Source organism: Psychrobacter fozii, assembly GCF_003217155.1.
Lineage (GTDB): Bacteria > Pseudomonadota > Gammaproteobacteria > Pseudomonadales > Moraxellaceae > Psychrobacter > Psychrobacter fozii.
Genome location: NZ_QJSU01000005.1, coordinates 255,921 through 280,770 on the forward strand (window position 1 = coordinate 255,921; position 24,850 = coordinate 280,770).

A 24,850-nucleotide genomic window follows, 5' to 3' on the forward strand; every position below is an offset into this window, starting at 1 on the left:
GATGACTATCGGGTGAATTGAAGAAACGCCCTAGTCTACTGTCACCGCTTTTCCAAGCATGACGACATCGGCCATAAAGCCTTCCATATCACAAACCTTTGGCATATAACCCCATTGCTCAAAATCAAGCTTACGGAACAACCCTAAGCTTGGTTGGTTATGTGCGAAGATAAGCGCGATGATGTTTTGAATCCCTAAGTTTGGTGCTTGAGTAAGCATCCAGCGTGTCAGTAAGCTACCTAGCCCTTTTCCTTGATGCCCTTCGTGCAAATAAATACTAATCTCGGTGCTGATATGGTACGCCATACGTGCATAAAGATCACTAAAACTGCCCCATGCCACTATCGGCGAAGACTCTGCTTGCTCACCACTTTCGATGGTTTCTGTCACTGAGCGAACGACATAAATAGGTCGCGTGGCGCTATTTAAATGCTCATCAAACCAATCTGCATGCTCTTCACAGGTCACTGGAACAAGGTTGGCTGTTGCTTGCTTACCTGCAATGCTTTGATTATAAATCGCTAATATCTCTGGCAGGTCTCTCTCACTTGCGCGCTGTACGATAAAATCGTCATTGAGATTGTATTGGGGTAAGATAGATGGCACAGCATTCAAGGCAACATCGGACATAGGAGCTCCATAGTTAGTTGGTTGTATGATTCGCAGGAATTTTAAAATATAGTCAATCTTTTATAAAAGAGCTACAGCGTTAACCTCACTTGAAGTATCACATATACCTCTGCACTCGGTTGCCTTGACTCTCTTTTAAACTGAATCCACTATATAGCTTATTGCTAACGATAGTCGTCAAAGGAAGATAAGCGAAGTGGTTCTGTTCTTTTAAAATAGCGGAACTGACAGCGCCCTACTTATATTATGAATAGACTATAGGATGTTAGTATAGCCATTTTACTTTATAATGGCTGATTTTAGACACATCGATTTTTGGTATGGTGTGTTTTTCTTTTTTATCTGGTCTTATCTATCATAGCTGAAAATTTATGAACACCTATTTTCTTGAGCAACTGATTGCGTCACCAAATGCATTGCCTGCCAATATTAGCCCTGTAGATTTAGCGCCTTGCGTGCTCACTATAGGCAATTTTGACGGCGTACATTTGGGGCATCAAGCGATGCTTACACAAGTCAGAGAAATTGCACAGGCGCAAAATCTTGGCTCTGCTGTCATGATATTTGAGCCACAGCCTCGTGAGTTCTTTGCGACAGCCACTGCGCCTGCTCGCTTAACCAATCTCGCTGAAAAACAAGCCTTGCTAGCAGAGTATGGTGTTGAAACTTTGATTGTGGCGGGATTTGATACAGATTTTCGGTCGCTATCAGCACAAGCATTTGCAGATATTTTGGCACTGCGCTTGAACGTGCAGGCTTTAGTACTAGGCGATGACTTTAAATTTGGTCATGACCGTACTGGTGACAGTCAGTTTTTGCGTGATTATGGTTTGGATGTGACCAACTTACATACCGTCACTGACAGTAGTGATAATGCGGCACGTATCAGCTCTACTCGTGTGCGTGATATGCTGTTGGCTGGTGATATTGATGCCGCCAATACCTTACTAGGTCGCGACTATGCCATTACAGGACTGGTCGTCCGTGGTGATCAAATTGGCCGCACGATAGACTTCCCTACTGCCAATATTGACCTAAAACGCTTAAAACCTGCGTTACATGGCATCTTCGGTGTCGATGTGGTCAGTCTCGATGATAATGGTCAAATAATTCCTAATGGCCTAACCGTAAATGCGGTCAACGGACAAACTGGTATAGCAGGATTACGTGCTGATAGCTTGTTTGGTACAGCCAATGTCGGTACTAGACCTTCAGTAGATAAAGCGCATAATTGGCGTTTAGAAGTTCATTTCCCAGAGCTGAAAGCTGATTTATATGGCCTAACTTTACAGGTTCGATTTTTGCATTATCTGCATGGTGAACGACGTTATGATGGCTTAGAGGCATTAAAAACTGGCATCCATAACGATGTAAAAGAGTTGATTGAGTGGCGAGCAAAACAATAACCTTGTTAGAACAGATATCTAGCTCATAAAAAAACCCACAATATAAATGTTTGTGGGTTTTTTATAAGCTTACTTTTTATAAGCTTGCTTTTATAGCTAGGCATCTGGGTGCATACGTACGTTTAAGTCGTCAATGACTTCTACCCATTCCGCATCTTTTTCCCATTCTTCTTGCAAAAACATACGCTGATTATCCGTCCAAACATTTGACTCTATCAACTTCTCTTCTTTTGCCAATTGGTTTTTTTCAATAAAGCTATCGATTGCTTCATCTGAGCTATCGAGTCCTAGCTGCGCAAATAATTCATTTATATTATATTCAGGTTCATTCATCATATTTTTTATCCCTAGATAATGCAGGTTTAACTGTGATTATTATTTATGCTTACCACTTTATTGTAGCAGGCTCTATTTTAATAGCTGTTAACCAACGTTTATCTAACGTTATCAATTGTATTAATGGCAATGGTCCAATTTTGTATAAATCAGATACGATGTCAGGTTGTTTGTTTTAGTATCTTACTTATTTTGCTTTGCTTGCCTTACTTACCTCTAAAGTGTCTCGACTAGCGACAACAACTGCTTATTTTTCTAAGACGTAAAAAAGCCCTCATATTTCAAAGGGCTTTTTATGTGCTGCTTTTAGTCTTATCACTTAAGCAAAATATCTACTTATGGTAGTAAGTGTGCTACTGCATCACGCTCTTCGCTAAGCTCTTGCTCAGTCGCAGCCATTTTCTCTTTTGAGAAATCAGATGATACATCAACGCCATCTACGATAGACCAGTCGCCGTTAGTACACGTGCATGGGAATGAGTAGATCAAACCTTCCGCGATACCATATTCGCCGTTTGAGTAAACGCCCATTGATACCCAATCATTCTCATCAGTACCAAGTGCCCAAGTGCGCATATGTGCAATGGCAGCATTGGCAGCAGAAGCGGCAGAAGATGCACCACGAGCTTTAATAATCGCTGCGCCGCGTTGTTGTACTTCTGGGATATAAGTGCCTTCGTACCAAGTACGATCAACTAGATCTAAAGCTGGCTTACCGTTTACAGTACAAGCCGTTAGATCTGGATACTGAGTTGATGAGTGGTTACCCCAGATGATCATTTTTTTCACGTCATTTACAGTGCTGTCAGTTTTACCAGCCAACTGAGCCATGGCACGGTTGTGATCCAAACGAGTCATTGCTGTAAAGTTACGTGGATCAAGATCTGGTGCATTGCGTTGAGCGATAAGCGCGTTGGTGTTCGCAGGGTTACCGACTACCAATACTTTTACGTCACGGCTTGCTACGTCATTCAATGCTTTACCTTGTGCTGAGAAAATCGCAGCATTGGCTTCTAGCAAATCTTTACGTTCCATACCTGGGCCACGAGGACGTGAACCGACTAGCAAAGCATAGTCAACATCTTTGAATGCAACGGTCGCATCATCAGTTTGAACGATACCGGCCAATAATGGGAATGCACAGTCTTCTAACTCCATGACCACACCCTTTAGGGCGTCAAGTGCTGGGGCGATTTCAAGCAATTGCAAAATAACTGGCTGATCTTTACCTAACATCTCGCCAGATGCAATACGAAATAGCATAGCATAGCTGATATTACCAGCGGCACCAGTGACGGCAACACGTAAAGGCTGTTTCATTGACATTGAATACTCCCTAATTAATTATTAGATAATTCATAATTCTAATTGATGACTCTAATGAATGATTATCATTTTAGATATCGACTTGTTTGCTGCATAGCAGCAGCCATAAACCGAGGGTTAGTGTAGCACTTCGTTCAGCGAATCGTCTAGAGACAATAAGAGGCCTACGACCTATTATATTGTTACATTTTATACGAGAGAGGCTTTAAGCAAGTAAAGCGCTTATGAATCAAGCGCTAAGACAGATTAAAAAGGAGTTGATGATAACGTGGATTAGCACTATATCGCTTGATATAACGCTTATAATAAAAGGATGAGGCTATAAGCTATGACTAAAAATTGTCAAAGAGGATATCAAAAAGGATGCTAAATGATAACTTTTAAATAGCATTGAGGAAAGCTACTCACCGCCTGAAATGATAAATCGACTGCCACAACTGTCCACCACATTAGGACAACTACCAAACTCAGAACCTTCATAACAAACATGAATATCCGTCAATATAGACTGCTTTCGGCTGCCCGCTTGGCAAATTAGGTCGACACTAGATGATGACATACCTTTATTAAGGCGAGTCATCTGACTGATGAATCGCGACTTGGAAACCGTATAGCTATTACCCGTATTCAGCTCTTTCGGCAACTTCAATGCGCCAGCGTAATTGGTAATCTGGCGAAAGTAACTACTGGCACTAAATGGACTACAGGCACCATAACGTTGCCATGTTTGGCTGCGTACTGTGGTATCAGGCATGATACGGTTGACGACTTTTAGCTGAAGCGGTGTCAATCGTGGCTCACTACCACGACCGCAGCGCTCACCATAGCCCATATCTAAACCCGATACGGTCAACGAATAGCCTTCTAGACATTGACGCATACGGGCACGCGTTGGCTGCATACTACATAAGGCAGGCGTCATTTCGATCATCAACACACGCTGCCCACTCCTCGCGGTACTGGCGGCATGTGCTGGCATTAGAACAATGCCTTGCAATATTAGTAATGCACCAATCCCCACTGTGGTATTCATTTTACTCATAAAACGCTTGCCGATTAGGCTTGCGTGACTTTTATTCAAAATTTTGATTGGTTTGATCGCTGAATGAACATTCGAATGACTCGGGGTCGCCGTCAGGTTAGATAGCGAGTGCACCTGCGTAGATGACTGACGTCTAACTTTCGATAACATACATAGAGTAAAGTATTTTTTGATCATAAGGGCTGGAGGCATCTAGCAGTGATAAAATATAGGCTATCGCTTAGATTATGGCGTTTGACATACAAACACTCATACCACTAAACATAGAGCTAAAAAATATGAACAGCGATTTATAAACATCAATTAAAGACAATGATTAATGCAATGGTAACAAATCGTTTTTTTTAATCTATAGCAGAAACGTAAACATGAGATTAGGACGACTAAAATCAATGTATAAAAATAAGCCACTAACGATTGCTCGTCAGTGGCTTATTTGAATCGTAAATTAGTGTTCTAAAAAGAAGAAGGAACGGTACCCATGCGCTGGCTAATGGGCTGACTACGACCCAATAAGCTGCTATAAATAGTGGCGTTCTCCATTACGTGCTTGACGTAATTGCGCGTTTCAGGAAAGGCAATAGACTCAACATATTGATCCGCTGCAAGTGACCCATACACTGGCTGCCAGCGTTTGGCATTGTTAGGTCCAGCGTTGTAACCTGCTGTAGCGACGACTGGCTGACGGTTCAACTTGCTCAAGATATCACCCATATACCACGTACCATAACGAATATTGGTATCACCACTATTAGCACGGCTAGCACTATAGGTCTCACCTAGATTACGAGCGATATATTTTGCCGTATCAGGCATGACCTGCATCAGTCCACTTGCTCCAACGTTTGAGCGGGCAGAAGTCACAAAGCGACTCTCTTGACGCATAATGCCATAAGCCCACTCTGGATCGATGCCAGCAGATTGGCTGTAGCGAACGACAGCATCTTGGTGCGGCATTGGATGAGACAGTGCCAAGCTATCAACTCTATCCGTATTATCAACCGCGTAAATCGCACGATCGAGCCAGCCCATGTCATGTGCTTGACGGGCAGCAGCAATGATTAAATTGTCATCACGCTTGTCGCGTGCCTGCTTCACCGCCCAGTTCCACTCTCGGTTGGCATAAGCACGACTAGCATCAGAGTTATATAAGGCAAAAGCACGAGCAAAGTTGCCATCTTGCATAACACGTGCGCGATCCGAGGTACTCACGTTGGGTAGATTACTACCACCGAACTGGCTAGCATCGAAGCGCTGACCAATTTTATCTTTTGCCATTAAGCCATAATACTCATTACTTTTTGCGATGTTCTTATACATCTTTTTGGCAGTGTTACGCTTGCTTGAATCGCTCGATTGCTCATATGCACGTGCTAACCAATACTGCCACTGGCTGCTCTTTTGAGTTTCGCTCTCCATTCTAGAAATGGCTTCGACCACATCATCCCATTGGCTAAAGCGAATGGCTGCCATGGCATAATCTTCGGCTTCTTCAAAATTAAAGTCGTTATCTAAGCTGTTACGAAACCATTCAACTGCCTCAGCATTAAAGCCATCATCAGTATTGTGGTTCATACGCTGTACGCCGAGGATACGATAGGCATAGCGACGGGTGTCATCATTCAACAACTTCACTGAACGCTGATTGTCTTGTTTGATATCAAAATCTAACTGTAGCGCAGCCTCGCGATAAGACTTATCAGCGACACGGCCTAACGCATACAGGTAGAGATATTGATTGGTCTGACTGGCAGACTGTCTACCAAAACTGGTAAAGAATGAAGATGGACTCAGCTGAATCCCACTCAATGCTGAATAAGCAATAGGCGTGCCTAGGCGTGATGACAACGCCATGATATCGCCTGTCTTACCTTTGCGGAGCATGCGCTTAAGACGAGCGGTACGATCTTGATCACTAATCAATGCGTTATTGTTCATCTCCATCGCTAGCTGATCACACAATGCTGGCTGCTTTTGGGTATTCAGCCAGACATCAGACTTGGCTGCCATAGCACGCATCGTGTCGCCACCATTATTAAAACCAAGTGCAACTGCGCAGCGCTCACTGGCATCGGCATTGGTAATTAAATTCGCGACTTGGCGTACTGATGCATAATCGTTTGATCCTGCTTTGGTCTCAGCAAAATCCGCAACCAATTTCTCAGCCATGACAGTATCTGGATACTGACGTACGAACTGTGACACCGCAGCCGCACTTTGCGAATTCAAATCCAGATTCATCCGCCAATACGTTGGATACATCGCAAACAAACCACCACTCATCGCTTGCTCATAACCATAAAGGGCGCTGACATCACCGCGATCTGCGGCGATAGCGGCTGCCATAAATGAGTCAATACTACTGTCTTGCTGATAGTTACTTTCTTGTTGGTAGCTTTCCTCATCGCCCCACGTCAACTCGGCACAAGCGACTTGTGACACACCAAGTGCACTTACCGCTGTTGCCACGCTCAACGCACTCATCCGTAGCGTACCTACTGTGATTCGCTTTGACGCGTGTTTTTGACTGATAGACTCTTCATCCTTGATGCTATGCGCAACACGCAACTTTGTCATACTGACTCTCTTTATGATATCTCTACAAATATGTGAATAACGGTTCGCTAAGTACCGCCAAGGGTATAGCAATCATCATACTATACTCGTTGCACTTTCAACCATAGCCTTTACCTTTTGTTAATAAATAGGACAGTACGGTGTAACATAGAAATGATGTCGAGTCGTAGTTTTTGTCAAAAGCACTACTAAACCTAGTAAACAATTGATACCGTTATGAATAATTTATAATAATGACTAACGATCACCCGCGCTAATTTTTCACATTGATAGAGGGTTGTGATAAAATACGCCACCTGTTAATCGTCTACCCTGCTATATTTTTAGTCAATCATGGACTTATCCTTATGAGTGTTACTGTATTCAATCCCCGCATCAAAGACGCTGCTGTTACTGAAGCAACTGCTGCCGCGCCTGCTGTCACTGCACTCAATGAAGCAAGTTCAGCCCAATCTCCTGTAAACAAAACAGCTACCAAAAAAGTCTTTGTCACCACTCAAGGCTGCCAGATGAATGTCTATGACTCTGGCAAAATGCTCGACGTGCTCGGTGATTCCCACGGTATGGAAGTCACGCATGATATCGACGAAGCCGATGTATTGTTAATGAATACCTGCTCTATCCGCGAAAAAGCGCAAGAGAAAGTCTTTTCAGAATTGGGTCGCTGGCGCAAACTAAAAGAAAAACGCCCTGACCTTGTGATTGGTGTCGGTGGTTGCGTGGCCTCACAAGAAGGCGATAACATTCAAAAACGTGCGCCTTATGTCGATATGGTATTTGGCCCGCAAACCTTGCATCGCCTGCCAGAGCTATATGATCAATCACATGAACAGCGTGAAATTGCACCAAAAAATCGCATCGGCACAGTTGACGTATCTTTCCCAAGTATTGAAAAGTTCGACTTTTTGCCTGAGCCAAGAGTAGAAGGCTTTAAAGCCTTTGTCTCTATCATGGAAGGCTGCTCAAAATATTGCTCATTTTGTGTGGTGCCTTATACGCGCGGTGAAGAATTGTCACGTCCACTCGATGACGTATTGGCTGAGATTGATAGCTTAGCAGCGCAAGGCGTGCGTGAAATCAATCTCTTGGGTCAAAACGTCAACGGCTACCGCGGTGAAAAAGATGATGGCAGTATTTGCCGTTTCGCTGAGCTGTTGCATTATGTCTCACATGTCGATGGTGTCGAGCGTATTCGTTATACGACCAGCCATCCGCTAGAGTTCACTGATGACATCATTGATGCCTATGCACAATTGCCAGAGCTGGTATCACACTTACATCTACCGGTTCAAAGTGGCTCAAATGCTATCTTGGCAGCGATGAAGCGCAACCATACGATTGATGTGTATATCAATCAGATTAATAAGCTAAAAGCCATTCGTCCTGATATTCACTTATCGAGTGACTTTATCATTGGCTTCCCTGGCGAGACGGATCAAGACTTCCAAGATACATTGAACTTGGCAAAAGAACTGAATTTCGATCATTCTTACAGCTTTATCTACTCTAAGCGCCCAGGCACGCCAGCCGCTGAGTTGCCAGATGATGTAAGCTTCAAAACTAAAAAAGAACGCTTAGCTGAATTCCAAAAAGTCATCATTGACTCAACGCTTGCCAAAACACATGAGATGGTCGGTACCACGACTCGTGTCTTGGTTGAACAAGTTGCCAATCGTCATCCTGACTGCTTAATCGGTACTGCAGATAACACCCGTACCGTCATGTTCCCTCATGATGTCGAAAAAATGGATGAAATGTTGGGTAAACTCGTGAGCGTACGCATTACTGATTTCGTCAGCCCGCACATGGTGAAAGGTGAGCTAATCGAAGTATTGGCATAGTGGTTAAGGTGACAGTGGTTAAGTTATAAGTTTGAGTAAGAATAAAAAAGCCGTTCACTATAATAGCGAACGGCTTTTTTGTGCGTGAATATTAACCATCATTATTCTGATAACCAATCTGTCTTCCGTAGCTGCTGCTTAGTCTCACGGCGACGTTTTTTTCGGACGATATCGATATCTTCTTTTTCGTGAATTCCGCCTTTTCTTAATAGTGGATCCAGTGCCAAATAATTACGTGGTTTGACAGTGCCTAGCGATTGCTGTGTACCTGTTTCAGCTTTTTGTTCTAGCTGCCGTTCAATCTGTTTGGCTTTCTTTAAGGTTTGTTTTAAGCTCATATTTTAATATATCCAAATCTATTTTATATATTCGAGTGACAGCATAGTGAGGCCACGACTAGGAAATCGAGCGCAAATAGTACACTTAGTACATTAAGCTCGATTGACACCGTCGTGACTCGCTATGGTTTTACTCATTAGCCTTTAATACACATGACCTGCTTTAGCGTATGCACCACTTCGACCAAGTCAGCTTGATTGGCCATCACTTCATCGATGTCTTTATAAGCGCCGGGTATCTCATCGATGACGCCTTTGTCTTTGCGACACTCGACGCCATCCGTCTGCGCCTTTAGCTCATCGATAGTGAACGCTCGCATGGCTTTGCCTCGACTCATCTGTCGCCCTGCCCCATGTGAACATGAGCAAAACGATTCCGCTGCGCCCAGACCGCGTACGATAAAGGATTTTGCGCCCATAGAGCCCGGGATAATGCCGAGCTCACCTGCATAAGCACTGATAGCGCCTTTACGCGTCACATAGACCTGCTCACCGAAATGCACCTCTTCATTGACATAGTTATGATGACAATTGATGGCTTCTTTGGTCAGCTGAAACCGTGGTAATCCCGCTTGTGGCGACTGTAATGACTTAATGACGAGACGCATCATCTCACGGCGGTTCTCAAGCGCGTAGTCCTGTGCCCAGCCTACTGCTTCGATATAGTCAGCAAAGCTATCAGACCCTTCGGCAAAGTAAGACAAATCACGATCAGGCACATGACCGAAGCGCGATTGACGTTCTTTTTTTGCTAAATTGATAAAGTACTGGCCGATACAGTTACCTATGCCGCGGCTGCCAGAATGCAGCATCACCCAGACATCATTGTTTTCATCCAAGCACAGCTCAATGAAATGATTACCACCGCCGAGTGTTCCCAACTGCTTTGCCCATGTACGCTCAAAACCTCTGAGCATTTTGAGTAAACCTGGGTGCTTATCAGTAATTGGTTTTAGGCGTTTGCCTAGTGGATCAAGCGTTGAATTCTTGGCTTGAATTTGCTTGTGCATGTTAAAGCCGACTGGTACTTGTTGCTCCACTACTGAGCGTAATGACCTCAAGCTATCAGGCAGATCACTCGCCGTCAGGGACAAACGTACGGCATTCATACCGCAGCCAATGTCCACACCGACTGTGGCAGGAATGATGGCGGACTTGGTCGGAATCACACTGCCGACTGTTGCGCCTTTGCCAACGTGCACATCGGGCATCACTGCAATATGCGAGTGTACAAACTCCAACTGGGCTAAATTACGTAGTTGCTGCATCGCACCTTGCTCAACATCTGAGGTGTAAATCTTGACGGGTACGCCGTGTTTGCGGTTTTCATTTAATATTAATTGAATGCTCATGATTTATTATTTCCGTTTTATTATTTTTATAACCATGCATATTTTTTAATTTACTAATTTTTAGATATTACTTACCCGTCTGCATTAAACGATACATTTAACAAGAATATAGATTAATAAATCATAAAGTAAAGACAATAAAATACCGTATCTTTATTAATTAAAAAATCAATAAAAATTCATGGTTAGTTTATTATGGACGTTTTAAAGAAAGGTTTTACCATACCAAAATTGAGAGCATAAATATTATACACGCAGAAAGGCATACGCTAAACAATAGCGTGAATCGCCTTATTGGCAATAACGATAAAGTAAAATGTTAGATAAACAGACAACAGAAAGCGCAATATGGCCTAGCACAATCGCAGAGAGATTTTGGCACAGTAGACTTAAACGAAGGATAGAGCGAGTAGATACAGAAGGCTATTCGTTGATATCAATAGATAAAATATCACTCAATAGCTTATATATAGATTCAGCCAAACCTGTTCGAAGTCGTCATTGCTGTCAGGTAGTTTACACATTCAATCTTTAAAAACGTCTTGATAGTTAAATAGGACACGATGATTCCTCCATAGGTTGTGGCTAATTATTGTAGACAATAGTAGCAAGTTTATTAGAATGATTTATCACTTACATAGAAGCTGATAAATCAATGTTATAATAATAACGATTTAAAAAATAAAGTCAATAATTAATTTTATTTAAATAGAAAATACTATAAAAATTATATTTCATCAAACCTGTTACTTTAAAAGTATTACTTTGAGAATATCACTTTAAACATATAACTCAAAAACTTTTAAACCATAAAGCTATTTAATACTTCAGCTAATAGAGCTGCAGCAATGATTATAAATATCACTCCGCAACCACGATTGAGCCAAGCTAGGCGATTGCCTACATCTAGCCAGCTTGCGAGCTTTTTACCACCTAAGGTATAAATAATCTGCCAAATTGTCTCACTCAAAAACAACCCTATGGTTAACAAGACATATTGCGGCCATAGTGGCGCACTAAAATTGATAAACTTCGGAAAAAAAGCAGCGAAAAATAAGATGGCTTTGGGATTAGATAAGGATACCCAGACACCTGTACGAAATAAGGTCATATTACTTGGAGATACTTTGACTGCCGCGCTAGAGAGCGAACGCGGCTGCGGTGTATTAGCCGTGCTTTCACTGTCACTGTCACTGTCACTGTCACTGTCACTGTCACTGTCACTGTCACTGTCACTGTCACTGTCACTGTCACTGTCAAACGCAGGATATTCAGCTGCGACGTCTTCACTCATTTCGCGAGCGTTTTTCATTAAACTACCATCACCCGCATCGCGCCATGAGCTGATACCTAGATAGATTAAATACACCGCGCCAACTGCTTTGATGATCGTCAGTAGCCAAGGTGACTGGCGACTGATCACATCGAGCCCAAGCAAGGTCGAGAGCAGTAATATAAATAGCCCAAGGCTTAACCCTGCTAGCGTCCACAGCGTTCGTTTTACGCCATAGTTCATGCCATACTGGAACGCTAGCAGCATGTTCGGACCAGGGGTCGCTGATATAAAAAACGTACTTGCAAAAAACACCGCAAACAGATGCCAAGACATCAACCCACCCCTACTATGTGTATATCAGTAGCTCTCACACGAGTCGCTACATTACCAAAAAATAATACCGCCATTTAGGCGGTATTATTTATACTTACTCACATTATATACTTATGTCTAGGGCGTGTCCTCATTTTAAAAATGGTGATAAAAATGAGATAAATTGTAGTCAAACAAGGAAAATAGCGCAGATAATATCGAGATATTAGTCAGCTATTTGACGCCGTTTGGCAAGATTTAGCCATTTTTAACCCATTTAGATGACTGTCGATTGAATTGAGGACATGCCCTAGTATTTTAATACATCATTTAATTGTGCAGCTGTCTAGCAATTTCTGCAAAAAGGTATCACAGCGTTCGATTTCGATAAGCTCAACATACTCGTCTACCTTGTGTGCCTGTTCGATACTACCAGGGCCGCAGATAATCGTTGGAATGCCAGCATTGGTAAACTGCCCACCTTCCGTCGCGTAAGCTACTTTATGACGTTGCTCATCATTCGTCAGCGTAGCGATTAATGATTGCAGCTCAGCACTATCACTGTCAGTCATTGCTGGTACGCCTACTGCTTGTATTAGCTCAATACCAGTCTCTGGTGCTCGTGCCTGCATTTGAGCACTTAGCTCTGCGACCTTTGCTTGAATGGGTATCAGGATATCATCCTGCGTCATGTGTGGTAGGTTACGATAATCAAAAGTAAACTCACACAAATTGGGAACGATATTGGTCGCCGTGCCGCCCTGTATCGTACCGACTGACAAGGTTGAATAAGGCACATCAAACATCGCGTCCCCATCGCTAAGAGTATCATCGCGATGACTTATCTCTTCCGCTAGCTCATCGACATAACCAATCAAACGACTGGCATAGCTAATGGCGTTGACGCCTTGCGCCGTCAATGACGAATGCGCGGACTTACCATGCACGCGGCAGCGATAAATAGAAATACCTTTGTGCGCGACAACCATCGCCATATTGGTCGGCTCACCAACGATACAATAATCAGGTGTGATACCGCGTGCCTTTATATCTGCCAATATAAGAGGTGCGCCCAAGCAGCCCACCTCTTCATCGAATGACACAGCCAAATGCAATGGGCGACGTAGCTGACCTGTGTTAGACAGTTTTACCGCTTGTGGCAATAACGTCAACACACAGCCGATAAAGCCTTTCATATCACAAGCACCACGTCCATAGAGCTTATCGCCACGTATCGTCGCAGTAAAGGGATCTGACGTCCACTCCTGACCATCGACTGGGACAACATCCGTATGACCAGAGAGCACGAGACCATGATTCAGTTGGTCAGCGTTCTCTCCTGCCGGTACTGTCACGAATAGGTTGGCTTTGTTTTTAGCATCATTAAAGGTCAAGTCGACTGTCAGACCTAATTGCTCACAATACGCTTGCACGTCTTCAATGAGTGCCAAATTTGAGTGACGACTGACAGTATCGAAAGCAATCAGACGCGTTAGCCAATCGAGACTTTGTGTAGGATAAGCGATATCAGAGTTAGCTTGACTGTCACTATCAGTACTATTATTTCTCATCATAAAATATCCTTATTGTGATACGCAATACTCGCCTTATGAAGGGTTGTTTTGGTTCATAATATCAATGACTGGTGGCATCGGCTTTGGTAATTTACCTTCTGCCTGTAGCTCTTTGGTCGTCTTGGCATCGATAGCGAGTCCAGAAATCAAGGCGATGTCTTTGACTGCTTTACGCTTACGGGTCGCAAAACTAACTGGCACCATACGGGCAAACTCATAGATATACAGATAAGACTCTTCGCCACCTTCGAATATTTCGTCTTCTTCTAAACGAATACCGCCAATCTTCGCCAAATCCGATAGCATCTCGTTTTCATCAGCACTAATACTACAATCAGTGATACCAAAGCCTGTCATAAAGCCATTGGCCCACTGTTTCAAAGCCATCACGCGCTCGTACAAGTCATGTTCATCATCAGGTATCAGCGGCATATAAGAGTAAGCATCATCTTTATCCTTCAGCTGAAACACGATATCTTCCGCTTCTTCGGCTAGTAACGTTAATGCAGACTCTGGTAATGCTCCAAAGCTTAGCTCTTCAAAGACTTGAGCCCATACAGCTTCATCAGGCGCATTACAAGCAGTCATGAGTCCAGTCATCAGGCCATGTACTTCGCTGATAGATACGTCAGTCCAGTCATCAAAAGCGGTCAGCCAAGTGTTCCAGCCAGAGATATTGTCATTCATAATAGAGGTCCTAGTGATTGATTATTACTTAAAATACAAAAACAGCCCCCACGCAACATCATTGATGCGACGGTGGACCATAAAAAATAAAAAGACTAAGCTCAGGGTCTGTTGAACATTCAAATGTGGTGCTGGCAGTCACTATTTTTTAGACAATATGCAGTGAAATTTTTGATGCCTAGTCATTCTAGGTTAAACAATTTCGCCATATATTGGCAAAAAAGAGCACTGCCCTAAAAGGCTAGTGCTAAAATCACCCCAAATGTTGTTGCAAGCCTAGCTAAGGTCTCGACATTATCGTCGACTTGCGCCTAATTTGGTGCAATTTTGGCAATTAGCAGCCCTAATATTTAAATGTTCAACAGACCCTAATACTTGTAATTACTTTGTTGATATAGATATTATGCGGTCACCTATGGCATTATTAAACGCAGAGAACAAAATTCATTTACGCTTACTTGTGAAGGATAAAAACTGACTATGTATGATCAACTTAGAATATTAGAAAAAATGGTACTCGACATAAAAAAACAGTATCAGCTTGTCAGTGCTGAACTTAGCAGCCTTAAACAACATCCTGTTGCTGATCCACAAGAGCTTACGGTACTGAGAACCAAGCTCAAAACTAGCTATACAGAACGTGACGGTACTAAAAAACAACTAGGCGATCTCGACAAACGCTACCAAAGCCTTGCAGAAGCGCATCATATGATTGGTGAAGAGCAAGACAAACTGCAAAAACAGATCGACCAATTACAACAACAAAACAGCGAGCTACAACAGCATAATAATGAATTAAAGCAGCAGTATAGCGACATTAAACAACAAAACAGTGAGCTGCAAAAAAAGAACCAACTGGCAGCCGAGCGCACTCAAGTAGTATTAAAACGCTTAACCCATATCGATCAAGCCGAAGGCTAGTTACTAAACGCAATTTTTTATAATAACAACTCATTGCTTCTTATGAATTAAGCCAAAATTATAACGGTAATATCTGATATTACTCACCTTACTGACCAAATACTGTAGGATTTATCATGACCGATGACCATAAAAAACCGATAGAAAAACAGCTGCCAAATAACCAAACGCAAAATACTGCACAACAACCAAAGAATGTCGCCACAGCGGCTTCAATTATACCGAATACCTCTGATCAGACTAATACCAAAGCACCTAAAGTCGCTGAACCACAAATCAAAAAGGTCGATATTGCCATTGCTGGCGTCAACTATCCTATCTACTGCCCTGTACATGAGCAAGAAGAGCTACATTCAGCCGTCTCTTATATTAACAACTATGCACTAGACCTCAAGAGAGACGCGCCGAGCCTCAGTCAAGAAAGCCTACTGGTACTATGTTGCCTGAGCTTGTATGAGAAAATTCATGCCAATCAGAGAACTAGCGAAGACCGCTTGCAACAAGACAAGCAATCTGAAGCTCTACTAAATAAGATCATGAAAGACGCGCAGTCTATTCTATAGTCAAGTCCATATAAATCCGCTACATCGTCATCCTCGCTAACCATACTAATGTATAGCTTGCACTCGGCTTCCTTGTATCGGAATTATTTGAATTCAACTATATAAGAAAATAGCACTCTATTAAAAAGATAAGCGCCTAGCCAACTCAAGCTAAGCGCTTTTTTATGCTTGAAACAAAATCTATCTATTTAGTCATCGGCACCATAAGTCTTACCGGCATGAAAGTCAGCTTGATGCTCATAATTGCAAAAAAATAAGTCTTGATTGGTTTTTATAACACTGTCGCTATTGTCAGCCAAACTCGGTGTAGTCTGAAGAGTCTCTAGTACACCACGATATTCAGCCAATCTATTGCCACAAAAATTGCACTGACGCGGTGTGGTAATATCACCTGCTTTTGGCATCATGCTTTTGGGCGCACGCGGGTACATGAACTTATAAAAAACCCACATCGATGCCCAGATAATGAGGATAACAATAATAACGGCAAACACGGCAGTGCTCCTTCGAATATAGGTTAACGCGAGGAATAAAAACAGCTAATAAGCTAATGATTATTCAATACGTTTTAATAATATAAATTTTACCGTCAATAATAGCGATAACACAATGCCTTTGCAGTTTAATTACTGATTACTCTGAATTGCTAGATAAATCTACTGAATGACGGTCCTAAATAATGACACTGTCCTATAACAGAAAAACCTGGCCACGATAGGCCAGGTTTTTGCATCAAAATTAACAACTATGTGTCAGTAGAGCTAAAGCTGTAACTCGCTGATATCCGCTACGGTTAAGAATAATGCGCGAACTTGCTTCAATAATGCTAAGCGATTGTTCTTTAGCGCAGCATCTTCACTATTGACCATCACATTGTCGAAGAACTGTGTCAATGGCTCGTCTAGACTGGCAAGCGTTTGCAATACTTGCGTATAGTCAGCCTGCTCGAGTAATGGTTGTACCGCCGTTTGTGCTTGCTGCACACTCGCATATAGACTCTGCTCAGCAGGCTCAGACAATAACGTCTCATCAACATTATCAGCCACGCTCACTTCTGACTTGGCCAAAATGTTAGCAACGCGTTTGTTCGAATCGGCTAGCATTGACGCTTGTGACAACTCGCTAAATGCTTGCACTGCACGAATACGCTGATCAAAATCTAGCGGCATGTGCGGGTTAATCGCTTGTACGGCTTGGATGGTGTCAACGCTCACACCTTGCTCGGTATACATGGCACGATAGCGCGAGTTCAAGAACGCCATAACTTGGGTAAAGGTATCGCCCATTTTGGCAATCTTGCTGCCTTCCTCTGTAGTGTAGTTCTTAATTGCCTGCTCAACGAGTGCTACCAAGTTAATCGGTAACTGTTTTTCGATGAGAATACGCAAAATACCAATGGCTGAGCGACGTAAGCTGAACGGATCTTTTGAGCCAGTTGGTGCTTGATCAATCGCAAAAATACCGACGAGCGTGTCCAAACGATCCGCTAATGCTAAGCAAATACCAATCGGCGTTTGTGGCAATACATCACCACTGAATTTAGGCAAATACTGCTCTTCTAAACTGGCGGCTACGGCTTCAGGCTCATTATTTAAGCGCGCATAATAAGTACCAGCGATACCTTGTAACTCTGGATACTCACCAACCAATGAACTTGCCAAATCTGCTTTGGACAAAATACCTGCCCGTACCGTTTCATCGATACTAATCTGCTGACCTTGCTGTTGCATCAAGGCCGCGATGAATGCAGCAAGCTTGGCTATACGCTCAGACTTCTCCCAAATCGTACCCAATTTATCTTGGAATACACGGTTTTTGAGACTTTCTGTCAACGCAAATAACGGCTGCTTTTGATCTTGTAAGAAGAAAAACTCTGCATCAGCCAAACGTGGACGCACAACCTTTTCATTACCTTCAATGATTTGGTTCGGGTCTTTTGACTCAATATTGGTAATAAAGATAAAGTAAGGCTGCAATTTGCCAGTTTTATCCGTCAGGCAAAAATACTTTTGATCAGCTTGCATGGTAGAGATAAGTGCTTCTTGTGGCACTTGCAAGAAGCGCGCTTCAAAGCTTGCTCTTAGCGCAATAGGGAAATCAACCAATGCAGTGACTTCATCTAACAATGCCTGCGGTACGATGGCATCTGAGTTGACTTCATCAGCCAATGCTTTGACTTGATTTTTGATCAGCATTTGACGCTTGTCAAAATCAGCAACTACTTTTAAACCACTTAGTAATTCTTCATAGTCATTGGCATGAGCAATATTATGGTAGTCAGGGCTGTGGAAGCGATGACCACGAGTTTGCGTACCCGTCTGATGACCTTGGATAGTGGCGTCGATGACAGCGCTGTCTTGCATCAATACTGCCCACTGTACCGGACGGACGAACTCATTACGGCTAGCGCCTGAGCGCATACGCTTGGCAATCGGTAGCTTATCAAGCGCCGTTTGAAAAATAGCTGGCAGCAGTTCAGTGGTCGCTTGACCCTGAATGGTTTGCTCATAACCGACATAATCACCTTTATCGGTGTTAATCGTTATCAGCTCACTGGCTTCAATACCCAAACCTTTGGCAAAACCCATCGCTGCACGTGTTGGATTGCCATCGGCATCAAAGGCAGCTTTAATCGCTGGACCGCGTTTTTGCTCACTGCGATCCGGCTGCTTATCACCAATACCCTGAATTTGAAGCGCTAAACGGCGCGGCGCGGCAAAGGCTTTAATACTATCGAAACTGATTTCTGCTTCGTTCAACTGCTCAATAACACTCGCTTGTAGCGCGTCACGTAGTGGCTTTAGGCTTTTTGGAGGTAGCTCTTCACACCCCAGTTCAAATAGAATAGTACTCATGGGATGCTCCTATTTATTGTTATTAGTAGTTTGGTTGTTATTAGCAGTTTGACTGTCATTTGTGTTTTCAGTTGCCACATCTTCTTTTGGCAAGTACTTATCAAGCGCTGCCTGACGGTGTTCTTCATCAGCCAATGGGAAGCCTAATTTCGCACGTGCTTCGACATAACCAATGGCAACCTTACGAGCAAGCGTACGCACACGTAAGATAAAGCGCTGACGTTCGGTCACTGAAATGGCACCACGAGCATCAAGTAAGTTAAAGGCATGCGAAGCTTTTAGCACCATCTCATAGGCTGGTAGCGGCAAACCTTCAGCAACCAACTTATCCGCTTGCTGCTCATAGAAATCGAACATCTGACCCATCATTGGCACATCAGCGTGCTCAAAGTTATAGGTAGATTGTTCTACTTCGTTTTGATGAAAGACATCGCCATAAGTCACACGACCAAATTCACCATCTGCCCACACCAAGTCGTATACGCTATCGACGCCTTGCACATACATCGCCAAGCGCTCAAGACCATAAGTGATTTCGCCAGTCACTGGGAAACACTCAATGCCGCCGACTTGCTGGAAGTAGGTAAACTGCGTCACTTCCATACCGTTGAGCCAAATCTCCCAACCAAGACCCCACGCACCTAGCGTTGGTGACTCCCAGTTGTCTTCGACGAAACGCACATCATGCACCAACGGATCGATACCAATGGCTCTTAGCGAGTCTAGATATAGCTCTTGGATATTAGGTGGATTCGGCTTTAACACGACTTGAAATTGATAATAATGCTGCAAGCGGTTTGGGTTGTCACCATAACGCCCATCAGTAGGACGACGAGACGGCTGTACATAGGCAGCATTCCAACGCTCAGGGCCTAACGAACGTAAAAAGGTCGCCGTGTGGAAAGTACCTGCGCCAACTTCCATATCATAAGGCTGCAAGATAACGCAGCCTTTGTCGGCCCAATAGTTTTGTAAGGTTAAAATCAAATCTTGAAAAGTCATCGGTTGAGAGTTTTTCGCTTGGGATGTCATAATAAAATCACTATGGAATTAGTATTAATAAATAAAACGTTGATAGCACTCGTACAGCCTATTCGGCAACGACTCTATTTGTCTGCTCACCTTACTAAAAATTGACTATTTTATCCATATTTACCTTAACTAAATTTATATCTCAGCGATAAAAATCCTATTATATGGCTCATTTATAATCAAACTGAAGCCATAAGCGTCATCAAAGCAATAGATAAAAAAATACCCAGATGCGCGAGCATCTGGGCAGGAGGAAAAGTATGTCTTTGGTATCCTGATTGATCAGGCTTTTTATTTTTTAGTTAAACTTTGATTTTCAAAGTATAGCTTTAAATCTTCAAGATAATTTACTGATACGATTCACTGGTTGCTTTGGGCATTATTATCCATAAAATAATATATATTAAGATGCCTGGTACTGCTGCACTCAACGATGAAATAATTACGAATAGCACTCTCACCCAAGTTGGTGACCAACCGACATATTCTGCAACGCCGCCCATCACTCCTGCTATCATACGGTTGTTCTGTGAGCGATGTAATTTCGCTAACTTAGCCAAATCAGATACCTCTCTATTATTTATGTTTTCTTATATTTCTTTATACTTATTTGCTATATTCAATCAAAGTGCTATTTAGCCCTCTTGACTTACGAATAAGTATATCAACTATTCAGTTCCCATCTGTTGAAGATGTAGCAGTACTTTGTGAGTTTATGCTACCTAAGCTTGCCCTAATCTGTCATAAGGGCATCTAAACCCCTGATTTTAAATAATTATTTCAAAATGTTTCAAAGCTAGGTTTATTGCTAAAACCTTACGCTAATAATTCATCTGCTCAGTATTTTTTAATGCTATCAGATAGATAAGCATTATTTATGTAGTAGTAGAACCATTAAAACCTAGCTAATTTAGCAAAAAACTGGTCACTAATTATCTTTTAGAAAGACGAATAATCTATATAAAATTCTGCATCAAACTTGTGTTTACAATAACCTACCTGCAAATCAACCAAAACCTTTATATAGTCAAACTTATATCAGTCGGTACAAGTCATAAAAACAAAATAAATATAAAGCCAAGATGAGGCACAGGTAAGGATAACTATGTACGACACTGGATTAATGATTGGACATTTTGAACCTCTCCATTTGGGGCAGATGCGTAGTATTTTGTATGCGGCAGGACAGGCAAAGACGTTGCATATCGTCATTATGGCACACCCATCACCGCATCCAAATTTCACGATTACCTTACAAGACAAAGCACGTTGGCTACAGATGGCATGTGCTGACTTACCATTTATTCATATCCATACGACTCACGAGATTGAGCTACCGTTGCATGAGCACCTCTACAATGCTAATGAAGATGTCAGCGCCAATGATGATGTCACTATCGATATCCTAGCTAGCAATGCCAAATTACAGCGTTTGGCTAATGTGCTCGACTTGCCAACAGATGCTGTATTGTTCATTGCAGAGAACCATCCACTCACGCAAGGCGATGTACAAGACCAGCTGCTTTTGCGAGTGGTCACTACGCCACTACAGCCTGAATTTGACTCTTATGCGATTGCTCGTGATCCGGTAGCGCATTGGTCAGCCATTCATCCACAAGCTCGTGGCGACTATACTAAGACCGTTGCTATTGTCGGTGGTGAAAGCTCAGGCAAAACAACCTTAATACATAAGCTTGCTAATTATTATGGTGCCAGTTTTGCATTAGAAATGGGGCGGCTGTATGTCGGCACGGATTTGGGAGGTAGCGAGGTTGGATTGCAATATAAGGATTACGGACCCATTGCCCTACACCATGCTCAAGCTATCCGAGAGGCGACAGCGAATGCCACCGCCCCTATCACCATCGTTGACACAGATTTTGTCACCACACAGGCGTTCTGTGAAGAATATGAAAATTGCACGCACCCGTTTGTGGCTGCTTGTATCGATGAGTTCCGCTTAGACCACACTATCATGCTAGATAATAATACACCGTGGGTTGATGATGGTATGCGCTCTTTGGGTACACCTGAAGCACGAGGGCGTTTTGAGCAACGACTGGTCGATATATTTGCGCGCCATCATATCAAGCCATATATGATTGATGAGCCAGACTACGATGCGCGCTATCAACAAGCGGTGCTATTTATTGATCAATACATCTACGGTAAAAATCCGTAAAATGAAAAGTAACAGTATCAATCACTATGCGGCGACCAACTCTCATTTTAGGAAAGAAGCCTTATGCGTATTCAGCTATTAGACAACATCACCGGAAAATGGGCAATGCAATGGATTGTTACTTGGTTCATTTGCGGAGTGGTTGCCCTATCCACTGGCTTTTGGCTCACCACAGACCATGCCTCTCTCGATATGTTTTATTTAGGCGTGTCTTTTGTTGGTTTGGTCTGTGTTGTCTCACTGTCATTCCGAAAAAACGTCATGGGTAATGGTCTAGGCATGGCAGCGACTGCGGGCGAAGTGGTAGTACAAGCAACGTCTGGCGCAGTTGGTCTAATGCTTGCGCCGCTCTTTAACTTTTTCACCCATGTCTACGGTATTTTTTATTGGTCAAAGCATACTGATCCTGATGGTGACATGATACCAAAGGCTGCTAACAAAGCCGTTTGGTTGATTACCGCTGCCTTCATCATCATTGGACTTGCACTGTTTCCCACGGTAAATAACTTATTAGCAAGCTATGGTTATGCAGTGGTAGAAGATGATAGCAGCCTGTTTCTAGGGTTTATTTCTTTCTTTTGGATTAATGTTATTGCCTTTGTACTTTCAATTACTGCACAAGCCGCGATGATTTTGCGGTATTCATTTAACTGGTGGCTATGGATTATCGTGAATTTCGTCTGGCTCATCGTCAACTTAATGTCTGGTAACTATATTTTTGCTATCCAAACTATGATCTATCAAATAAATGCCTTTATCGGTCTCTATGAATGGCATCGTAGCGAACAAGGTTAGTTTTTCAGCATTGAATTAACACTGAGACATTCAAAATGAAAAGCAAAAGAATATGGTCAGCTGTATTGATCACAATGTTGCTAGAGTCAGTTCAATATGATTTGGATACAAGGAAGGTAAATGAAAGTGCTACGAGTAGTAGACTAAGCAAGACTGACACCGTATCCAATTTATAGAGGATTTGACTATAGCATCATAATTTCTGACTGTGCCGTCTATTGGATAGCATGGTAGATTGGCATAATTAATGCTAAAACTGATACTACGAATGTTATTGGCACCTGAACTGGTAGCCAGTATCAATTCATCCTATTAATTACTAACAAGGAGGTTGGTATGGCTCGTGTTAAGCAGCAGAGAATGTCGAAACGCACACTTGAGCAGTGGCTCAGCGAGTACTCTATTAGTCATCAAAACCTAGTCAACAAAAAAATCCATTGGTTGTGTGTCCCTACTATATTTGTCAGTCTGCTAGGCGTCGGAATGTCGCTATCTGTATGGTTTACCTTGGTACTTAGTGCCTTGGTATTATTGTTCTACATACGTTTATCCACGCCATTGTTTTTAGCAATGGGCATATTTATCTTAATTTGCTTGTCTGTTATGGCGTTCTTACCGTGGGGGTTTAAAGTGTGGGCGGGTATCTTTATCGTCGCTTGGATTGGACAGTTTATCGGCCATAAAATCGAAGGAGAGAAACCATCATTCTTTAAAGACTTACAGTTTTTACTAATTGGGCCAGCATGGGTCGCCAATAGTTTGATGCAACGTAAGAATAGCTAGCTAGATCCATCGTTTTCAATCTCAATATCTAAAGCTATAAAAAAAGCGCCACCCAACTGATTGTTGAGTGGCGCTTTTTCTGTCTAAATGTTCGTAATACATATAGTCCTATTGCTAGCCTATTTAATAAGATCACAATAGATATCTACCAAATATGCATCGATTTAAATACTACCAATCAAATTATATTTCTAGCTTGCTTTCTATCCCTTGTACTTTACGACGTGCTAGTGCAAGGTTTGCTTTTGATTTATCAAGCACCAAGTAAATAAACAAATCTTCGTGGTTATGTGTAGGACGAATGATATGTATTTGAGACTCTAACGTGATTAACATATCGTCAATTTCACCTTTGATACCAAGTGATCTCATTGTAGCGACTTTCGCTTTTACTACTTGTGCATTGCCAGCTGCAGCAAGCTCTAAATCTATACTGCCACCATTACCAGTCATACCTAATACCATACCTGACATGTAATCAACAACACAGGCACCCATAGCACCATCAAGATTCATTAACTCTTGTAAAGACTCATTGATATTTGACATTTTTTTCCTATCTACTTGGTTGTGGTTCAATAAAGTAACGCTAAAATTGTGAGATGTTTTTGATCAAGAAACATCAATAACGAAGTATGTCTTTCAGCAAAGATAATGAATCTTATTCATTAAAAAAACTAACATAACTTAGTAGTTCGCATTATACTCCATGTATTATAAGGGAGATTATTTTGAACTAACCAGTCATGACAAAATAACTGCCGTCTGACATATAAAACAGAGAAATATCGTATATTCATTATTAGATATATCTCATCGCCGAAATTATTCCAAACAGGGCATAAATTAAAGTGAGGGTAATGTTCACTTATTAGCTAAATTTACAATGCTGCTTGAAAATATATTAATACCAACATCTAAATCACAAAAAAAAGCGCCACCCAACTAATTGTTGAGTGGCGCTTTCTATTTTGATCTTAGAATTCGATAAATACCAGAGTAGCTATACGACCGCATCTGTC

At 42.3% G+C, this 24,850-nt stretch carries 22 protein-coding genes; 7 read left to right on the top strand and 15 right to left on the bottom strand.

Going from position 1 to position 24,850, the window contains the following annotated elements; all coding sequences use genetic code 11:
* Positions 1 to 30: 30 nt before the first annotated feature.
* A complete protein-coding gene (locus DFP82_RS08575) occupies positions 31 to 630 on the bottom strand; it encodes a GNAT family N-acetyltransferase (RefSeq protein ID WP_110923311.1) in 600 nt (199 codons plus the stop codon).
* A gap of 371 nt (positions 631 to 1,001) precedes the next feature.
* Here DFP82_RS08575 and ribF point away from each other — a divergent pair, with 371 nt between their 5' ends.
* Positions 1,002 to 2,036, top strand: a complete 1,035-nt coding sequence (gene ribF / locus DFP82_RS08580) for a riboflavin biosynthesis protein RibF (RefSeq protein ID WP_110923312.1) — start codon at positions 1,002 to 1,004, stop codon at positions 2,034 to 2,036.
* 96 nt (positions 2,037 to 2,132) lie between these two features.
* Here the strand turns inward: ribF and DFP82_RS08585 are convergent, their stop codons facing one another.
* The 4 genes from DFP82_RS08585 to DFP82_RS08600 all read right to left on the bottom strand — a co-directional run bounded on the left by DFP82_RS08585 (position 2,133) and on the right by DFP82_RS08600 (position 7,317).
* Positions 2,133 to 2,372, bottom strand: a complete 240-nt coding sequence (locus tag DFP82_RS08585) for a DUF2789 domain-containing protein (RefSeq protein WP_110923313.1) — start codon at positions 2,370 to 2,372, stop codon at positions 2,133 to 2,135.
* A 336-nt stretch (positions 2,373 to 2,708) separates the two neighbouring features.
* Entirely contained in the window at positions 2,709 to 3,698 is a 990-nt protein-coding gene (locus DFP82_RS08590) for a malate dehydrogenase (RefSeq protein WP_181416277.1), read from the bottom strand.
* Between the two features lie 400 nt (positions 3,699 to 4,098).
* Complete coding sequence (locus DFP82_RS08595; RefSeq protein ID WP_245905687.1) at positions 4,099 to 4,731, bottom strand: T2 family ribonuclease; 633 nt, start codon at positions 4,729 to 4,731, stop codon at positions 4,099 to 4,101.
* A 465-nt stretch (positions 4,732 to 5,196) separates the two neighbouring features.
* The gene (locus DFP82_RS08600) at positions 5,197 to 7,317 is read right to left on the bottom strand and encodes a lytic transglycosylase domain-containing protein (protein ID WP_110923314.1); all 2,121 of its coding nucleotides are present in this window, start codon (positions 7,315 to 7,317) and stop codon (positions 5,197 to 5,199) included.
* A 347-nt stretch (positions 7,318 to 7,664) separates the two neighbouring features.
* Between DFP82_RS08600 and miaB the strand changes: the two genes are divergently transcribed.
* Positions 7,665 to 9,158 carry a tRNA (N6-isopentenyl adenosine(37)-C2)-methylthiotransferase MiaB gene (gene miaB / locus DFP82_RS08605; protein WP_110923315.1) on the top strand — a complete coding sequence of 498 codons (1,494 nt, stop codon included), beginning with the start codon at positions 7,665 to 7,667 and terminating at the stop codon, positions 9,156 to 9,158.
* A gap of 101 nt (positions 9,159 to 9,259) precedes the next feature.
* Here miaB and DFP82_RS08610 read toward each other — a convergent pair whose 3' ends face one another.
* The 5 genes from DFP82_RS08610 to DFP82_RS08630 all read right to left on the bottom strand — a co-directional run bounded on the left by DFP82_RS08610 (position 9,260) and on the right by DFP82_RS08630 (position 14,697).
* A complete protein-coding gene (locus DFP82_RS08610; RefSeq protein WP_227687376.1) occupies positions 9,260 to 9,496 on the bottom strand; it encodes a hypothetical protein in 237 nt (78 codons plus the stop codon).
* A 137-nt stretch (positions 9,497 to 9,633) separates the two neighbouring features.
* Positions 9,634 to 10,848: an RtcB family protein gene (locus DFP82_RS08615; protein ID WP_110923316.1), complete on the bottom strand. Its 1,215-nt coding sequence runs from the start codon at positions 10,846 to 10,848 to the stop codon at positions 9,634 to 9,636.
* An 802-nt stretch (positions 10,849 to 11,650) separates the two neighbouring features.
* Positions 11,651 to 12,457 (bottom strand): LysE family translocator, encoded by an 807-nt coding sequence (locus DFP82_RS08620; RefSeq protein ID WP_110923317.1) that lies wholly within the window; start codon positions 12,455 to 12,457, stop codon positions 11,651 to 11,653.
* A gap of 305 nt (positions 12,458 to 12,762) precedes the next feature.
* Positions 12,763 to 14,010: an acetylornithine deacetylase gene (argE, locus tag DFP82_RS08625; protein WP_110923318.1), complete on the bottom strand. Its 1,248-nt coding sequence runs from the start codon at positions 14,008 to 14,010 to the stop codon at positions 12,763 to 12,765.
* Between the two features lie 33 nt (positions 14,011 to 14,043).
* Positions 14,044 to 14,697, bottom strand: a complete 654-nt coding sequence (locus DFP82_RS08630) for a UPF0149 family protein (protein WP_110923319.1) — start codon at positions 14,695 to 14,697, stop codon at positions 14,044 to 14,046.
* A gap of 480 nt (positions 14,698 to 15,177) precedes the next feature.
* On the opposite strand from DFP82_RS08630, the gene DFP82_RS08635 reads away from it, so the two are divergent.
* Both DFP82_RS08635 and zapA read left to right on the top strand, forming a co-directional pair.
* On the top strand, positions 15,178 to 15,618 hold the full coding sequence (locus DFP82_RS08635; RefSeq protein WP_110923320.1) for a hypothetical protein: 441 nt from the start codon (positions 15,178 to 15,180) through the stop codon (positions 15,616 to 15,618).
* A gap of 116 nt (positions 15,619 to 15,734) precedes the next feature.
* Positions 15,735 to 16,181 (top strand): cell division protein ZapA, encoded by a 447-nt coding sequence (gene zapA, locus DFP82_RS08640; RefSeq protein WP_110923321.1) that lies wholly within the window; start codon positions 15,735 to 15,737, stop codon positions 16,179 to 16,181.
* 188 nt (positions 16,182 to 16,369) lie between these two features.
* Here zapA and DFP82_RS08645 read toward each other — a convergent pair whose 3' ends face one another.
* The 4 genes from DFP82_RS08645 to DFP82_RS08660 form a co-directional block, all read right to left on the bottom strand.
* Positions 16,370 to 16,675: a hypothetical protein gene (locus tag DFP82_RS08645; protein ID WP_245905688.1), complete on the bottom strand. Its 306-nt coding sequence runs from the start codon at positions 16,673 to 16,675 to the stop codon at positions 16,370 to 16,372.
* Between the two features lie 267 nt (positions 16,676 to 16,942).
* Complete coding sequence (gene glyS / locus DFP82_RS08650; protein ID WP_110923322.1) at positions 16,943 to 19,036, bottom strand: glycine--tRNA ligase subunit beta; 2,094 nt, start codon at positions 19,034 to 19,036, stop codon at positions 16,943 to 16,945.
* 9 nt (positions 19,037 to 19,045) lie between these two features.
* A complete protein-coding gene (gene glyQ, locus DFP82_RS08655) occupies positions 19,046 to 20,038 on the bottom strand; it encodes a glycine--tRNA ligase subunit alpha (protein WP_110923349.1) in 993 nt (330 codons plus the stop codon).
* 377 nt (positions 20,039 to 20,415) lie between these two features.
* Positions 20,416 to 20,628, bottom strand: a complete 213-nt coding sequence (locus DFP82_RS08660; RefSeq protein WP_110923323.1) for a PspC domain-containing protein — start codon at positions 20,626 to 20,628, stop codon at positions 20,416 to 20,418.
* Positions 20,629 to 21,173: 545 nt separating this feature from the next.
* Between DFP82_RS08660 and nadR the strand changes: the two genes are divergently transcribed.
* The 3 genes from nadR (at position 21,174) to DFP82_RS08675 (ending at position 23,828) form a co-directional block, all read left to right on the top strand.
* On the top strand, positions 21,174 to 22,250 hold the full coding sequence (gene nadR / locus DFP82_RS08665) for a multifunctional transcriptional regulator/nicotinamide-nucleotide adenylyltransferase/ribosylnicotinamide kinase NadR (protein ID WP_110923324.1): 1,077 nt from the start codon (positions 21,174 to 21,176) through the stop codon (positions 22,248 to 22,250).
* Positions 22,251 to 22,313: 63 nt separating this feature from the next.
* Entirely contained in the window at positions 22,314 to 23,045 is a 732-nt protein-coding gene (gene pnuC / locus DFP82_RS08670) for a nicotinamide riboside transporter PnuC (protein WP_110923325.1), read from the top strand.
* 336 nt (positions 23,046 to 23,381) lie between these two features.
* Positions 23,382 to 23,828 carry an Mpo1 family 2-hydroxy fatty acid dioxygenase gene (locus DFP82_RS08675; RefSeq protein ID WP_110923326.1) on the top strand — a complete coding sequence of 149 codons (447 nt, stop codon included), beginning with the start codon at positions 23,382 to 23,384 and terminating at the stop codon, positions 23,826 to 23,828.
* A 183-nt stretch (positions 23,829 to 24,011) separates the two neighbouring features.
* Here DFP82_RS08675 and DFP82_RS08680 read toward each other — a convergent pair whose 3' ends face one another.
* Positions 24,012 to 24,377 (bottom strand): hypothetical protein, encoded by a 366-nt coding sequence (locus DFP82_RS08680; RefSeq protein ID WP_110923327.1) that lies wholly within the window; start codon positions 24,375 to 24,377, stop codon positions 24,012 to 24,014.
* Between the last annotated feature and the right edge of the window lie 473 nt (positions 24,378 to 24,850).